The 14,809-nt window shown below is 56.6% G+C and carries 14 protein-coding genes; 5 read left to right on the forward strand and 9 right to left on the reverse strand.

Translation table 11 applies throughout. The features are described 5' to 3' along the window. Positions 1 to 263: 263 nt before the first annotated feature. The 5 genes from CHB83_RS00450 to CHB83_RS00470 all read right to left on the reverse strand — a co-directional run bounded on the left by CHB83_RS00450 (position 264) and on the right by CHB83_RS00470 (position 5,517). Positions 264 to 1,856 carry a DUF5691 domain-containing protein gene (locus CHB83_RS00450; protein ID WP_089331305.1) on the reverse strand — a complete coding sequence of 531 codons (1,593 nt, stop codon included), beginning with the start codon at positions 1,854 to 1,856 and terminating at the stop codon, positions 264 to 266. Next, a complete protein-coding gene (locus CHB83_RS00455; protein WP_089331306.1) occupies positions 1,856 to 3,283 on the reverse strand; it encodes a hypothetical protein in 1,428 nt (475 codons plus the stop codon). Before CHB83_RS00455 ends, CHB83_RS00450 begins: the two co-directional genes overlap by 1 nt. A 59-nt stretch (positions 3,284 to 3,342) precedes the next feature. After that, entirely contained in the window at positions 3,343 to 3,693 is a 351-nt protein-coding gene (locus CHB83_RS00460) for a hypothetical protein (RefSeq protein ID WP_045688115.1), read from the reverse strand. Positions 3,694 to 4,020: 327 nt separating this feature from the next. Beyond that, a complete protein-coding gene (locus CHB83_RS00465) occupies positions 4,021 to 4,602 on the reverse strand; it encodes a hypothetical protein (protein ID WP_089331307.1) in 582 nt (193 codons plus the stop codon). 81 nt (positions 4,603 to 4,683) lie between these two features. Then, complete coding sequence (locus tag CHB83_RS00470) at positions 4,684 to 5,517, reverse strand: hypothetical protein (protein ID WP_045688117.1); 834 nt, start codon at positions 5,515 to 5,517, stop codon at positions 4,684 to 4,686. 203 nt (positions 5,518 to 5,720) lie between these two features. Here CHB83_RS00470 and CHB83_RS00475 point away from each other — a divergent pair, with 203 nt between their 5' ends. Next, positions 5,721 to 6,221, forward strand: coding sequence for a hypothetical protein (locus CHB83_RS00475; protein WP_089331308.1), 501 nt, complete (start codon positions 5,721 to 5,723; stop codon positions 6,219 to 6,221). A 98-nt stretch (positions 6,222 to 6,319) separates the two neighbouring features. On the opposite strand, the gene CHB83_RS00480 is transcribed toward CHB83_RS00475, so the two are convergent. After that, positions 6,320 to 8,620, reverse strand: coding sequence for an efflux RND transporter permease subunit (locus tag CHB83_RS00480; protein WP_089331309.1), 2,301 nt, complete (start codon positions 8,618 to 8,620; stop codon positions 6,320 to 6,322). Between the two features lie 224 nt (positions 8,621 to 8,844). Between CHB83_RS00480 and CHB83_RS00485 the strand changes: the two genes are divergently transcribed. The 4 genes from CHB83_RS00485 (at position 8,845) to CHB83_RS00500 (ending at position 11,668) form a co-directional block, all read left to right on the forward strand. After that, a complete protein-coding gene (locus CHB83_RS00485; protein WP_045688118.1) occupies positions 8,845 to 9,063 on the forward strand; it encodes a hypothetical protein in 219 nt (72 codons plus the stop codon). Between the two features lie 112 nt (positions 9,064 to 9,175). Continuing rightward, on the forward strand, positions 9,176 to 10,294 hold the full coding sequence (locus tag CHB83_RS00490; protein WP_089331310.1) for a type I restriction endonuclease: 1,119 nt from the start codon (positions 9,176 to 9,178) through the stop codon (positions 10,292 to 10,294). Positions 10,295 to 10,436: 142 nt separating this feature from the next. Then, a complete protein-coding gene (locus tag CHB83_RS00495; RefSeq protein WP_045688119.1) occupies positions 10,437 to 10,796 on the forward strand; it encodes a hypothetical protein in 360 nt (119 codons plus the stop codon). Between the two features lie 77 nt (positions 10,797 to 10,873). Then, positions 10,874 to 11,668, forward strand: coding sequence for a thymidylate synthase (locus tag CHB83_RS00500; protein WP_045688120.1), 795 nt, complete (start codon positions 10,874 to 10,876; stop codon positions 11,666 to 11,668). A gap of 268 nt (positions 11,669 to 11,936) precedes the next feature. On the opposite strand, the gene CHB83_RS23430 is transcribed toward CHB83_RS00500, so the two are convergent. The 3 genes from CHB83_RS23430 to dprA all read right to left on the reverse strand — a co-directional run bounded on the left by CHB83_RS23430 (position 11,937) and on the right by dprA (position 14,592). Then, the gene (locus CHB83_RS23430; protein WP_143436946.1) at positions 11,937 to 12,263 is read right to left on the reverse strand and encodes a hypothetical protein; all 327 of its coding nucleotides are present in this window, start codon (positions 12,261 to 12,263) and stop codon (positions 11,937 to 11,939) included. A gap of 283 nt (positions 12,264 to 12,546) precedes the next feature. Further along, a complete protein-coding gene (locus tag CHB83_RS00505; RefSeq protein WP_089331311.1) occupies positions 12,547 to 13,380 on the reverse strand; it encodes an aminotransferase class IV in 834 nt (277 codons plus the stop codon). 84 nt (positions 13,381 to 13,464) lie between these two features. Next, positions 13,465 to 14,592 carry a DNA-processing protein DprA gene (gene dprA / locus CHB83_RS00510; RefSeq protein ID WP_089331312.1) on the reverse strand — a complete coding sequence of 376 codons (1,128 nt, stop codon included), beginning with the start codon at positions 14,590 to 14,592 and terminating at the stop codon, positions 13,465 to 13,467. Positions 14,593 to 14,809 lie beyond the last annotated feature (217 nt).

Raw genomic sequence — 14,809 nt, forward strand, 5'->3', positions numbered from 1 at the left:
ACTGATGTTGCCAATAATGAGTGAGTAGCAGACTTCCGCGACGCTTCTTTGCACTGAGCTGGGGTGCCAGGGGACAGCGTATTTGTAGAGCACTCGGGATTAGTAGGCAAAAGGACATCATGGCTGAGTGGAGCCGGTTCCTCTTTCCGCTGGCTAGGCCAATACATCGAGCAAGGGAGTGGTAGATGCCCCAACTATACTTGACTTGCACGTAACGAGCTAGCCGAGCGAGTGCCACTTTTAGCCTCCGCTGCCCATAGATTCTACGCCGGGGCCTCATGGAGGGCATCAGTGAGTTGCTGGCGGAAGTGAAGGGTGTTAAGCAGGCGGGCTAGGCTGTTGTGGAGGTAGGGCACATCTTGGAGCAGAGGCTGTAATGGCTGGGCGCAAAGCTCGTAGTGAGTGGCGGGCACCACGCGGGCCATGTGTTCCAACAGCTGACTAGCGGCGTAATGGATGCGGTGCAAGCGTTCCGGCTGGTTCAGGGCCTGGCGAAGCGCCTCTACCACGCGGCGGGTGAGGGGCTCCGACCACGGACCGGGTATGAGTTGCAGTAGCGGCAACCAGCGCACTTCGGGTCCAAACTCCGGAGCTGAATCGAGCAGAGGCAGGACGAGCTTAGTTAGTTGATCGGTAGAAAGCTGCTGCGCCAACCCGGCCAGCGGAAGGCTAAAAGGATGCTTGCGCGGTAGCTCCGCCCACCACGTCAACAAGGCCAGAGCCCACGTGGAAGCGTGGTGTAGAATGGTTGCCTCGGCCCACCCATTGAATAGCAGGGCACCCCACTCGGTAGCGGCGGCCGCATTCAGGATGGCAGCCGGGGGGAGTTGCCAGTAGTTGGCCCAGCGCTGGGGTGGCAGTAGCGCCAAGAGTTGCCCAAGCAGGGTGGCTCTGTCGCCCTGAAATCGGCTGTCGTGCTGCTCAACACCATCAGCAAGCCAGGACTTATCCCAGGCATCCGGCGGTAGCTCTACCACTAGTTTGGTGGCGGTAAGGGTCTTGCGCAGGCGTATCAGGGGCTCGGCGCGTTGCCATACTCGCCCTACCAAGGCACTATCTGGCAGGCAGGCCACCAACGGCTGCACGGTTTGGCGGACTTCCTTGCTTTTGGAGACAAGGTACCATTCCAGCAAAGGCGCATCGGCGGCGGAGAGGCCCTCCTGAAGCGACGCAAGCAGCGAAGCCTGGTTTTTGGCTGGCTCCTGCGGCAAGACGGCGGCTAGCTGCTCGCGGGCTTGCTCGGCGTTGGTACGGCGCAGTGCTTCTAGGTAGCGCACGCGCTGGCGCAGAGTACCCGTTTCCCAAGTGGCTGCGTGGGGTGCAGGGCCGGTGGTGGCTAGTACGGCTTGCCAATTGGGGTGCTGCGCTGCTAACCAGGCCCCGCGCTGCCCCAGCACGGCAGCAGCTAGCGGGTGGAGGGCCGGGCGGGAATGAACGTAGTCTAACAAACGCACCAGAAGCTGGCTGGGCACCCGGCGGCTGTGGTTGGCCAGGGTTGTCAGGAAGTCGGGCAGTAGGTCGGGGTATTGGCCTTCCAGCAGTAAGTGCAGTAGCCGCCCCCCACTTGGGCCAAGCGGCACCTGTGTTTCGGCGGGCAGTTGTTCAGGGGTAGCGCTAGGTGCCGGGGCAGGCTGGTACCCGGCCTTACGGATTAGCGACAACCCGCCCGCCGTCAGTAAAAGCTGTTTTTCACGGGCAGCGGCGTCGGTTTCGGGAGCAGTGGGTAAGCCCGGTACGGCCGGAACGGCATCGGGGCTTTGCTGGGTGCCCAGCAGGGCTACGCGCAGCAGCCGTTGCCAGTCGGCGGTCGGGTGCCAGGAGCTTTCTACTTGGTCGGGTGCATGTTCGGGTAGCATTAGGAAGCAAAATAGATTTCCGAGGGAGCCCCCCAGCAGGCGAGTGGGCGCAGCGCCTGCCCCGTCCACTCCCCAAACACGGTGACGGGTACTCCGCCGCTGCTAGCCCGCAGTTCCCAGCCTAACGTGTCACTGCACAAGAGCTGGAGGTCCGTACCAAGCAATGCCGACGGTAGTGAGGTCGGGTGCTCGTTGGAGTCGGGTACGGCGGGTAGGGCCGCAAACCGCAGTACCCAGTGGCCGGTAGCCGTGAGGGTAGGAATGCCACCCGTGAGTAGAACGGGCCACTCGCGCAGCCAGGGCAGCTGGGCTAAGGCCGTAGCATAGTCCTCCAATAGAGCAGGAAGTGAGCTAGCACTTGGGGGGGCGGCGGTGCCCAACCCAACGAATGCCAGCGGGCCGGGTACGGCCCGTAGCGGTAACAGGCCGGGGTAAAACGTTAGGGCGCCCGTGTAGCGACCATCCGCTACGAGAGAGGTAGCAAAGGCCTGTCCGCCAAAGGAAAACTCCACTACCAGCGCAAAGCGGCCAGTGTGGTGCCCATGCAGCCAGGAGCGACGCACGATCAGGCGCTCTTCCTCCGTTGTCGTTTGGGTTAGCACCCGCCACTCGTCGGTTATGGCGGGCTGGGTGCTCAGTACTTCTTCCTTTTTTACGGTTACGCCTACCTGCTGCAATACTTCCTGCCGAGCCTCAGCCGAAAGCGCGGGGAGGCGCTGAAATGCTTGTGCCAAAACATATAACTCGCCCAAGCGCGCAAGTAGGCGCTCCGGCCAATTGGTGCTTTGGTGGCGCAGGTCCGGCAGTTCCCGTATCACCGTAGCCAATCCTGGTAGTTGGTTGTCAACCAAACGTGCGGCCTGATTTTCCCAGAAGCTCAGCGGCCGACTTTCCGTAGCGGCCAGTCCCGCGCGCACCAAATCCACAAGCCAGGTTTCTAGCTCTTCAATGCCTTGCTGCATGCGACCTAGGCGCTGGGCTTCCCGCTTTTGCCGGGCTAGGTCATTGTCGGCAACGGCGGTAGTAGCCGTGGCAGGAGCATCGGTGGGGGCAAGCAAGGTTTCTCCGGGAGCCTGACTGGCCTTTTTGTTCTGGGTTTGCTGGCGTTTATCCAGCCATTCTTGCAGCCAAGGTGGTGGGGTGGGGTTGCTCAGAAGCTGGGACTGCCGGGCCAGGAGCAGGAGCAGGCCCGCACCGTGCTTGCAGGGAAAAACCCGGCTGGGGCAGGAGCATTTGAAAGCGGGCTCAGTGAGGTCGAGGCCGGTTTGGTAAGGCTTGCTGCCGCTGCCCTTGCACTCGCCCCAAGCGGCCGTATCGGTGCGGCCCAGGTTGCTCCACTTGGCGGGGGCAGCTAACTCCTGGCCCCGCTTGAGGGTGCCGGGGTCAGTAATGAGGGAGCGGGCCTGTTCTTCGGTCCAGGAGGTCAATAGTACACAACGTTACGCCCACCATAATGGCGAGCCAGATACCGGAGCAAAGTAGTAAGTCAGAGGGGAAATTCCGCGCCGCAGGTGCCACATTGGTGGAGGGTAGTGCCCGCATAGAGGAGACGTTTCCACCACGTCGGCCGCGCTACTGCTGTGGGGTTGGGGGTAGCGCAGCGGGGGCAGCGCGGAACCGCCAGCGTAGCCCGCTGCTCCGCATAAGCATCCAGGACGGGTTGCGCAGCGGGAATGTTGGCCTCTTCAATTAGCAGCTGGTAGTACATGCCGTCGCCGAAGGGAAATGTGGGCGGCCCACAGGTTTTTACCAGGGCATCTATTTCAGCTTCGTGCAGTCGGGAATACAGCGCTACCGCTTCGGCATACGTCAGGTACTGAGCCGCAGGAATGAGCATACTGGGTGACGGCCGTCACAATTTGGTAGGAAAAAGCCCTAGTCATTCATTTTCTACTTAGGCTGCCGGCCTTCTATGGCACCATAAGCACCAGTTGAACGACGCTGGTTGGCCGAAACAGTTGAGCCTACACGACGTCACAACTAGGGCCTAAGTTTCCTTTCCTGGTACTGCCGAATTGAGTCTATTTATAGGGAGTATCATCAGCTACTAACCCCGTCAGCGTGCTTAGCTGAGTGACTAATACGCTTATCGGGTGGGCTCTTTGCTGCAACAAGGGGCCCTGTAGCTGGGTGTGCTTGCGGAGGCCGAGCTAGGCGTACCGCCCTACTTCCGGCGCCGAACGGGAGTGGCTAGGCGGCTGCGCAGCTTCAGCACGTAAAACAGCAAGCCCGCGCACAATATGGCCAAACCGGCTACCAGCATTTCGCGGCTGGTGCGGGCCTGGGTGGCTTCGTCGGCAGTTGCTTGCAGATCCAGGAGCTTCTTTTCGCGCTGCTTGTCGCGGAGCTGCAGGTTCTGGATTTGGTTTTCCAGATCGTAGAAACGCTGGCGGGTGCTGCTCTGGTCGGCTTGGGCTACCGTGACTTGCTGCTTGGCTTGCTGATTTTCGGCTACTACGGCAGCGGTGCGGCGCAGAGTAGCGGCCTGCACAGCCCGCACAATTTCGGTGTCTTTGCGAATGATGCCCTTTAAGGCATCTACCACTTCCTGTAAGTCTTTCTTGCTGGGCTTATCAGCCAGAAACGCATTGCGCTGGGCATTGGCGGCCTCATAGTTCTGCACCAGTTGCTGGCGCTCCTGAATCAGGCGCGGCAGCGGGTCGTCGGGTGGAGTAGTAGCCGGGGCTTGGGCCAGCAGCAAGGTGGGGAGGAATAAGAGAGGGGCAAGGAACGAGCGGTGCTTCATAGATGCAAAGAAACGACGAAGTTTGGCCCAGGGATATATCCCGGGCCGAACTTGGCGTGCCAAGCTGCTTGAAGTGGGCCGCTACATTCTGCTGGTGCGGCCCCATAGCATAACGGTGGCCGCCGTGTTGGCCGTGAGAAAGCGCACCTCGGCGGGGAGGTTGTTACGTAGCCAAATGCGCGGCTGGGGCATCTGAAAATCAACAAAGCCGATGGGTTGCTGCTCTAGCACTATCTCGTAGCCAATGGGCATGGGCACGGGTAAGGCAACCTCCTGATTGGTTTTGGGATGGCGTATGGTGTGGCGCACCACGGCGCGCACCTGCAGCAGTACCGAGTCGCCGCGGCCGACTACCCCCACCACGGGGGAAGGATCGGTGCGGTAGTCGGGCATATCGGAGGAGGCCAGCAGCACGTTCCACACCTTCACTGCGTCTACCTCCGGGCCAATGATAAACCCGCTAAATGTATTCTTCCAGTCCCTGGTAATACGCAGCGGCCCACCCAACAGCGGAGTAATGCTAGACAGCTCGCGGCTGGTTACGCGGTCAACGCAGTACACATCGGCCCGGCGTGGGCCGGCTTGCAGGCTGAATTGCAGCTTGCTGCTGGAATTGCGGAAGACTTCGGCCGCCGGAAACGTGAGCACATCCAACACCTCCGAGCCGGTGGCCCCTGGCCCTGCTACGCCAGCCGGGTAGTAGCGCGTTGACGTCCAGCCCCGCTGCACTTTGCCCAGCTGAAATTCCCCAAACGAAATTCGCTGCCCTGGTACCAAGGGCGTCATGCCTAGTACGGGTAGGGCGGTACCGCCTGCCGCAAATTGAGGCGGCGTAACTGGCTCCAAAAGCCCCACCGCGCAGGAAGACAGCAGCCCTAGCGCCGCTAGGAAAAGCACAGAAACGGGACGTAGCATAGCAATGATAGTAGCATGAAATGGTAGAATGACGAATAGCAGTGCCGGCCCAGGGAAATATGGTGTCGTTGCTACTCACCGGGTAGGATGCGGAACAGCGCAAACCATGCGTTTGCAGCTGACGGGGCTGCCAGGAAGCTAGCGAAAAAAGTTGATAGCAGGAACCAGTACGGTAAATTACAATTTTTCAGTATCTCGCAGCTATGAAACGTTATCTATACCTACTTCAACTATCTGCCGGCCTTGCCCTGGCCGCTTGCGCCACTTCTAAAACGGCCAGTCGCTCCACTGGTACCGATGCCGCGCCTGCTATTACCGGTTCCAACAATGTGCCCCAGAGCTACTACGACAATGCCCGCCGCACCGTGGAGCCCTTCTTCGTGGTAGGAATCAGTACCGACGCTACCTACGGGGTAACCCAGAAGAACCCGGTGTGCGTGGGTGGCACTACCTCCAACGGGGTCCGCAACCAGCAGCGCTACCTCAATGCCTTACGTGGCCCCAAGGGCGAGGAAATCAGCTACCATCGCCGCGGCAGTTGCTGCCCCTTCAAAACGCCCAAGGGCCTGCTTGAGGGAATGGGCATGCTGGATGCCTACGAAATTACCTGGGCTGGTAATGACAAGCCCATGCTGCTGTACATCAACTTATACGACGAAGGCCCGCTGCGGGCACCCGTTGGCCTTACAGTAATGCAGCCATAGGATAACCGGTTGCCAGACCCTAAAACGAAACGCCCCCCAGGCTGCGGGAGTGCAGCCTGGGGGCGTTTAATCCGGTTGCTGGTATCTGGCCCCCAGGGCTAGCCCCCCAGAGCGGGCACGGGCTGGCGGATCTCTTTGGGCTTGTGGCGGTAGAACGCCAGGATGAGAATGGGTAGCAACGTCAGCTCGGCCACTACCCCGAAGAGCAGGGTCAGGCCAATGAGCAAGCCCACATAGAACGTGCCGTCGAAGGAAGAGAAAATTAGGGTAGAGAACCCCCCCACCAAAATCAGGGAAGTAACAATAACTGCTTTCCCGGCCATCAGGTAGGTTTTGCGCACCGCCTTAAACAGGCTAGGCTCGTTGAGTAGCACCAGCTTGAGCTTACTGATAAAGTGAATAGTATCATCGACGGCAATGCCGAAGGCAATGGTGAAGATGATGCTGGTGCTCACCTTCATGCTCACGCCCGCGGCCCCCATCACGCCGGCCACAATCAGGATGGGCACCAGGTTAGGCACCAGCACTACCAGCGTCATGCGCACCGAGCGGAACAGGAGCAGCACAATGAGCGTGACCATCACAATGTCGATACTCATCCCCGTAATCATATTCAGGGTGAGGTTTTCATTGTTTTTGTCGATGAGGTTGGCCGAGCCGGTGAGGCGAGTTTGCAGCACGGTACTATCAACCTGGGTGCGCAGGAAGCGGTGCAGGCCCGCGTTGAGCTGGCCTGCCCGGATGCTTCCTACATCGGGCATGCGGCCGGTAAGGCGACCTTCCGAGCCATCGGGCAGGGCCAGGGCCCGAAACTCTGCCTTCTTCCGGAACAGCTTCACCTTGCGCGTCAGGCGCGCCAGCTCCGCCTCCGAGTCGGGCAGGCGGTATTCTGCCAGCAGCCCCCCATTTAGGGCCTTGCGCAGCGACTTAATAATAGTGACGGGCGAGGCCACGAAGTTCAAACCATATTCCTTTTGCAAGTAGCCTTCTATTTGCTCCGTTTCGCGCAGCACTGCTAAGTCGTATATACTGCCGCCGGGGGCGGGCTTCAGGTTCAGCTCGAAGGGGCGTACGCCAGCAAACTGCCGTTCGAAGAACTTGAAATCTAGCTTTACTGGGTCGTTCTGCGAGAGGTCGTCAAGCAGCGCCGAGTTGATACGAATGCGCGAAGCCGAGGCCACCGACAGCACCAGTACTAAGGCGCTGATGGCTACTACCCAGTGGCGCCGGCCCAGTACCGTGCGAAATAGGCGCCCTAGCACGCCGTCCCAGCTGTGGCCCTCCGCGCGCGGCACCCGCAGCTGCGGCTTTCGCAGCAGTACCAGCATGGCCGGCAGCAGCGTAAACGACAGCACAAAGGTGAGCAGCACCGCAATGCCCGTAAACAGCCCGAAGTTATAAATCGGCCGAATGGTGCTGGTCATTAAAGTAAAGAAGCCGATGCTGGTTGTAAGGGCCGAAAGCCCCGAGCCAAAGCCGGATTCCTTAAGCGCAATCAGCAGAGAATCCTTCTTGCTGGCCCCGTAGCCCAACTCTGTGACGTAGCGCGTGATGATGTGAATGGTATCTGACATGCCCACCACGAACAGCATCACCGGCAGCAGGGCCGTCATCAAATCTATACTGACGCCAAAAGCCGACATCACGCCCAGGCCCCACAGGATGGAGCCTAGCACTACCACCAGCGGCAGCACTACTCCCCACCACGTTCGGAAGGTAAGCCATAGGAGCCCCGTTACCAGTACCACCGAGAGGCTCATAAACACCATCAATTCCATCTGTAGCCGATCCACGAACACTGACTGGGCCACCATTTTGCCGGCCATATGGTATTCGCTCTCGGGAAAATTTTGGCGTTGCAGCTCCCCACGCACGGCGGCCAGTAGGGAGTCGCCGGGGGGCTTGCTCAGGTTGGGCGAAGTCTGGAACAGGATCGTAATGGCCCGCGCATCCCGGGAAATCAGGTTGCCCACGAGGCCCGGCGTGCGGAATACCAGCGCCGAGTCCTGGGCGCGTCGAGCAGGCTCTTGCGGGTGCAGGTAGGGTACATTGAATACGCCTAGTCCTTCCACTACCGGGTTGGTCGCGTTGGTTGGCGACGTGACGTGCACCACGTGGCGGCGCCGCTGAATAAAGCGCGTGAGCGAATCAACCCGCGTGAGAAACTGGGGCTCGAAGACCGTCTGGCCGGCCGGAGCTTCCAGGCCCAGCAGCACGTAGTCGTTGTCGTTGCCGAAGCGGCCGGAATACTGCTGGTAGTAATCCAAGTCGGGGTCCCCGGCGGGATAGAAATCGTTGAAGTTGTAATTGAAACGTAACTGCGCCACAAAAAATATGGCTAACCCCGTCAGAATACCAAGGGCGAGGAGGATAAGATGAGCGAGTTTGCGAAGAGGCATAGAGCGGAACGGACGCTGCTAACAGAAACGGGGCCTGCCGTGCAAGGCGGCCTGGGTAGGACCGACGCCAGCAGGGCGGAGGAGTTGGTAGTGGGAAAGGCAAGTTGGTGCTTCGCGCCGGAAATAGTAGCTTAGAACCAGCGGCTACCTAGCAGGCACGTACTGCCAAGCCAACCGTCATTTTCTCACTTTTGTTTCTTTCCTCCCTCACTTGTACTTATCGTATGAAAAACGCTTTGCTTGCCCTCGCCCTGTTCGCCTTCGTTGGTAGTGCCGCTGCTCACGGCGACAAAGACACCAAGAAGAGCAAAAAAGGAACGGCCAAAATGGAATGCTCTGAGGCACAGAAAACAGCCATGGGTAGCTCCTGCTGCATGAAGAAAGGCGCCAAAACGGCTGCCGTTACGCCAGCCCCAGCCAAGGAACCCGTAAAGTCACTGTAAGACGGCGCTACCTTGTGTGCTATCAAGAGGCCTCAACTTCTGAAAGTTGGGGCCTCTTGATAGTAAGGACATAAATATGCCTTGAAGAATTGTATACTACTTGATTAGTGACATGGAGCTTATCGATCAACTTACCAATCTTGCCTCTAGGGCGCAAAAGCAAATCACTCATATTCAAACAGAAGAGGCAACTAAGAATGCATTAGTTATGCCCTTCATTAATGCACTAGGATACAACGTATTCGACCCAACCGAGGTAGTGCCAGAGTTTATTTGTGACATTGGTACCAAGAAGGGAGAGAAGATAGATTATGCAATTATGAGGGATGGTAAACCTATTATTCTGTTTGAGTGCAAACATGTAGGTGGGGACTTGACTATTAATAATGCTAGTCAGCTATTCCGTTACTTCCATGTGACAGAAGCCCGAATTGCTATCCTAACCAATGGCGTTTCCTACCGACTCTTTACTGATCTAGAACAGCCTAATAAAATGGACGAGCGTCCTTTTATGGAGTTCGATTTATTCAACTTCCAAGAAAATGACGTTGCAGAAATCAAAAAGCTGAGCAAGGGTTCCTTCAATATTGAAGACATGCTTTTTGCGGCTTATAACTTGAAGTACATGCGTGCCTTCAAGAAGTATTTTGACGAGCAGTTCACGCAGCCATCTGCCGATTTTATTCACTTTGTGTCGAAGCAGATTTACGATGGAGTATTGACGCCGAAGCTGAAAGAGCAGTTTAGCATCTTAGTACATCGTTCTTTTCACCAGTTTCTCAACGATAAAATTACCATGCGGCTAAGGTCAGCAATGGTTGACACGACTGGGCAGAGCTTATTAGCCGCTGAGATACCAGTAGCGCCTATTGTTGAGCCAGCTAGCACGGTTTCTACTCCAGAACCTACGGATAAAGGAATTGAAACTACTGTAGAAGAAACCGAAGGGTTTATGATTGTGCGCGCCATTCTGCGCAAAACCGTGGCCGTAAACCGAGTAGTAATGCGCGATGTACAGTCCTACTGTGGTATCCTATTAGATGATAATAATAGAAAGCCGATTTGCCGACTACATTTCAACACTAATAAAAAATACGTTACGCTGTTTGATACAGAAGGCGGTGAGCGAGTAGATATCAGTTCCCTAGATGACTTGTACGGCTTGGCTTCCCGCATCAGAGCCGCCGTCCAGCGGCATGAAGCCAAGCCGCTGGAAACTCCCGTAGCATAAGCAAGCAGTCCATCACAAACAAGCCAGGGCTCTACGCTAGTTAAAGCCCTGGCTTGTTTGTGATGGACTGACAGATGCAACTTTTCAAGCGGGACAAGTATCGATGGCTATATACTAAGGTGCTTTCTTTATCGAATTCAGTATGAAAACCAGATTCTTTGCGGGCTTGCTGCTCTTGAGCTTTACTAGCTGCCAAAAGGATACTATTCGCGACGATAATTCAGTGTGTGCCTCTACGTCTACGGTCAGAAAAGTAACCGACCTAGCGGGTATTATACAATTCAACCAAACGGAGCAGCGCTTTGCTATTTCACGCTACGTACCTGGTACTATTGATGCAGTCGATATAGGAATTGTATGTGAATTGCCGAAAAACTTGCAGCAGGAGGGAGTGCGGGTACAGTTTAGTGGTACCTACCGGGAGTACACTGGAAAGGCCAAGCCACAAATAGGAGGGCAGAAATACTACTATCTTGAACTGACAGAAGTAAAGGCAAACTAGCCGACGACGTGTGGGTAGTGACGGAGGCAAGGGTAACTTTCCGTTACTTTTGCGCTTTCATCTCGACTATTACTCCCATGCATCAGTACCACACCCTCCTGCAGCACATCCTCGACCACGGTACCCAGAAAACTGACCGTACTGGTACGGGTACGCTCTCGGTGTTCGGCTACCAGATGCGTTTCAACTTGCAGGAAGGATTTCCGCTGGTGACGACTAAGAAAGTGCACCTGCGCAGCATCATTCACGAGTTGCTCTGGTTTTTGCGCGGCGATACTAGCAACAACTCGCTGGAAGAAGTGGGCGTGACCATCTGGCGGGAGTGGGCCGACGCCCAGGGGGAGCTAGGACCCATCTACGGCAAGCAGTGGCGCAGCTGGCAGACTCCCGACGGCCAGAGCATCGACCAGATTGCCCAGATGGTTCATTTGCTGCGCACCCAGCCCGATTCGCGGCGTATGGTGGTATCAGCCTGGAACGTGGCCGACTTGCCTCTCATGCGCCTGACGCCTTGCCACGCCCTGTTCCAGTTCTACGTGGCCGACGGCCGACTTTCCTGTCAACTCTACCAGCGCTCCGCCGACGTATTTCTTGGGGTTCCTTTTAATATAGCCTCCTACGCCCTGCTCACGCTCATGATGGCCCAGGTGGTAGGCCTACAGCCCGGCGAATTCATTTGGACCGGCGGCGACACCCACCTGTATAGCAATCACCTGGAGCAAGCCCGCCTCCAACTCACGCGGGAGCCGCGGCCTTTACCCCAAATGCACTTAAATCCTGTTGTGCAGGACATCTTCAGCTTCCAGTACGAGGACTTCCGTCTGGAGAACTACGACCCTTGGCCCGTTATTAAGGCACCAGTAGCAGTGTAATTGCAGGAAGAGTGGCAGCACACGTCTTCTTATAAGCATACTTATACAGGATGCAGTGAACCCGAAACGTAGGCTAGAAGGTTCGCCGCATCCTGTGTAAGCGTGAGCGACATACGGAAGCAGCGGTAGAAGAATAAGTAGAGAAAGAAGCCAGCTACCTACTTAGGTAACTCATTCTGCATAGGACAAACTAGTGCATGGAAGACGGAGTATGGTAGTAAGCGAAGGCTAAATAGGAATTATGCTATTAATGCTGGTAGTGAGGATATTAATCTGAACAATAAGGAAAATTAATCAAAGAAAAATCCAGTGATATTGGTTTGGTCGTATGTGCTGGCATGAACATGAACTCTACGTCATCACATTCTCCCAACCCGCCTGCTGCCTCAACTTTAAGTTGTCGGCAACGAACTTGGGTTGCTTTGTATTCTTTGGAAGCCAACCAAGAGGAGCGAATAGAAATATTGTTGCAAAATGATGTTACAGAGGCAGATATAGCAGAGTACATGCCAAGCTGGCTACGCATGCGGTACCGCACCTGGACAGTAAGCGCATAGCCACGGAAAAAGAATATTTCACGGAAAAGTAAAATCAAAGGAAAAAAATCCAATTACATACTATCTTTCGTAGATGGCAGCGTCCCTTTGCCCGATGCTGACCACTTGTATGTCTGTATGTAATTCTCAACTAAGCCGGGAACACCGGACTTGGGTTGCTTTGTATGCCTTGGAAACCGGCCGTAGTAGCCGAGAAGAGGTGCTTCGGCTTAATGAAATAACCGAGGCTGATATTTACGAATTTCACGCCAGCTGGCTACGCATGCGCTGTCGGGTTCCGCCGGGCATTGCGGGTTTGGCTAGTCGCCAACGAACGTTGCTTCAGTAGTTTGGGGTAGCATGCCTGTCTGCTAGTCGAAGATGGTGCAATCCCACATGGGCGTTTGAAGAAAATAGGGTGTCTCCGAGCTGCTGCACGGGCCGCAGCCCGGCAATATTGGCCGTAAAGACAGCTTCAGCGGCTAGTAGGTCGGCGGGAAGGTAGAGGCCTTCTTGCCAGCCAAAGCCAAGAGCCAAAGCAATGGTACGGAGGTGAGCTAGACGCACCCCCGCCACGCAGCCCGTTGCTGCGGCTGGCACGTAAATTACGTGCTCGCGTAGCCACCCTACCGCCGCCGACACGGTTTCTGCCACGTACCCGGCGGGAGAAAGTAGTACCACGTCGTCTAGGTTGCGCTGGGCCCGCTCTTGAGCCGCTAGTACGTAGGTAAGGGCATTAGGTCCTTTGCAGAAGGACACCGGGGAAGGCTGCGTGCTTACTTTTTCGGCAAATGCAGCGCGCTCCACCTGGGTTTCCAGCGGCGTAAATGGCTGGCCGGTCACTAGCCATTCGCAGGCCGAGGTAGTAGGCGTGTAGAGGCCCCCGCCTTGGCGCCACAGTTGCAAGCGCAGCCGACATGGCATCTGCGCAAAGGTATCGGCTAGCGGCTGTAGGGTAGCTAGTAAGGCGTCGGCCGTGACTAGGGCCGGGGGCAAGGCGAAGTGCAGCGCCGCCGCTGCCCGGTGCAGCCGGTGCAGGTGGTGGGGCAAGTACAGAATGCTTCCATGGGCCCACACCATGGTTTCAAAGAACCCATCGTTGAAAAACAGCCCTCGGTTGGGTAAGGAAAAGGTAAAGCTCTCGCTAGAGAGGAGCTGGCCGTTGTAGAGTAGCACCGGATGCGGAGTAAAGTAAAGAGTAAGCTTGCCGCGCCACTAGTAGCCAGATGCGCTCCTTACCGCGTGCTTACGCCGGCAAAGTTACAACAAGCCAAACCGCTTGCCCGGTAGCGCCTTCACCACGCTGCGAAATTCCAGGCCCAGCAGCAGGGACGTTGCCGTATGAATGGGTAACTGGGCCTTCCACGCCAGGTTGTCGAGGTGCTCCTCCCGGTTGGGACTGGTTTGCAGCACCGCAACCAACTGAAACTCCTCCGTGGTAAAGTCGGAGGCATCGTAGGCGGTAGGAGCCTTGAACTTCCCGTTGAAGTGCAGGGCGGCATCCCAGTTAAGCAGTTCTTCCAGGTCCTGGGGCTGCGAGTAAAGTGCCGCGCGGTTTGTCTTGATAAGCTCGTGGCAGCCCTCTGACGCTGGCGAACCTAAGGGCCCAGGCACAGCTAGCACATCCCGATCGTATCCCTGGGCTAAGTCGGCGGTAATGAGGGCTCCGCCTTTCTTCGCCGCTTCTATGACCACGGTGCCATCAGCTAAGCCCGCAATAATTCGATTTCGGGCGGGAAAGTTGTACTTATCGGGTTGGGTGCCGAAGGGAAATTCTGTGAGCAGGCCGCCCTGGCTGAGCATTTTCTCGGCCGTTTTGCGGTGCGTCGGTGGGTAAAGCTTATCCAGACCAGTCGCCATCACGCCAATCGTTTCCAGGCCCTCTTGCAGAGCAGCCCGGTGAGCAGCAATATCAATGCCGTAGGCCAGGCCACTAATAATTAGGGGACGGTGGGAGGCAACCCCTTTTACTAATTTCTCTGTCTGCTCGCGACCATAGTCGGTGGCTTGGCGCGTGCCCACAATGGCCACTGTTTTAGGATGGTTTAAGTCGGCGGTACCTTGGTAGTAGAGCAGCACCGGAGCATCGGGTAGCTGCTTAAGGCGCGTAGGAAACTGCTTGCTGGTGTAAAATAGCAACTGCATGCCTTCCTGCTCAGCCTTGCGTAGGGAGCCTTCGGCTTGCTTCAGGGCGGCGGTGCGCTCAGCCCCGGTCAGGATAGCTACCGTGGCCGGACCTACCCCCGGAATCTTGCGCAACTTGCCCGGCGGCAGGTGCAGCACGTTCTTGGCCGAGCCCCCGTAGCTCATCAGTTGCCGCGTGAGTTGCGGCCCGATGTTGGGGAAAAGCGTGAGGGCGACTTCGTGGAGGAGAGTGTCGTCGAACATTAACTATATATCAAGTATATAAAATAGACTTCTAGTGCCAGCAGTGGAATAATGCCAGTTACTAGTCCTTTGAAACGATAGGGTGGGCAACGGCTCCTCAGTTTAGCGCAAACCCATAATACAATTAGAAGAAATAAGGCCAAATAAAACGTAACCCATCTGCCGTAAACAGCATCCGTTTCAACGGAATCCGGATGTTGATGAATGGCGCTCAGCA

The sequence above is a fragment of the Hymenobacter mucosus genome (assembly GCF_900188255.1).
GTDB classification, from domain to species: domain Bacteria; phylum Bacteroidota; class Bacteroidia; order Cytophagales; family Hymenobacteraceae; genus Hymenobacter; species Hymenobacter mucosus.

Coding starts and splice junctions, on each gene's coding strand:
- CHB83_RS00450 (WP_089331305.1), bottom strand. CDS start 1,856: ATGCTACCCGAACATGCACCCGACCAAGTAGAAAGCTCCTGGCACCCG.
- CHB83_RS00460 (WP_045688115.1), bottom strand. CDS start 3,693: ATGCTCATTCCTGCGGCTCAGTACCTGACGTATGCCGAAGCGGTAGCG.
- CHB83_RS00465 (WP_089331307.1), bottom strand. CDS start 4,602: ATGAAGCACCGCTCGTTCCTTGCCCCTCTCTTATTCCTCCCCACCTTG.
- CHB83_RS00470 (WP_045688117.1), bottom strand. CDS start 5,517: ATGCTACGTCCCGTTTCTGTGCTTTTCCTAGCGGCGCTAGGGCTGCTG.
- CHB83_RS00475 (WP_089331308.1), top strand. CDS start 5,721: ATGAAACGTTATCTATACCTACTTCAACTATCTGCCGGCCTTGCCCTG.
- CHB83_RS00480 (WP_089331309.1), bottom strand. CDS start 8,620: ATGCCTCTTCGCAAACTCGCTCATCTTATCCTCCTCGCCCTTGGTATT.
- CHB83_RS00485 (WP_045688118.1), top strand. CDS start 8,845: ATGAAAAACGCTTTGCTTGCCCTCGCCCTGTTCGCCTTCGTTGGTAGT.
- CHB83_RS00490 (WP_089331310.1), top strand. CDS start 9,176: ATGGAGCTTATCGATCAACTTACCAATCTTGCCTCTAGGGCGCAAAAG.
- CHB83_RS00495 (WP_045688119.1), top strand. CDS start 10,437: ATGAAAACCAGATTCTTTGCGGGCTTGCTGCTCTTGAGCTTTACTAGC.
- CHB83_RS00500 (WP_045688120.1), top strand. CDS start 10,874: ATGCATCAGTACCACACCCTCCTGCAGCACATCCTCGACCACGGTACC.
- dprA (WP_089331312.1), bottom strand. CDS start 14,592: ATGTTCGACGACACTCTCCTCCACGAAGTCGCCCTCACGCTTTTCCCC.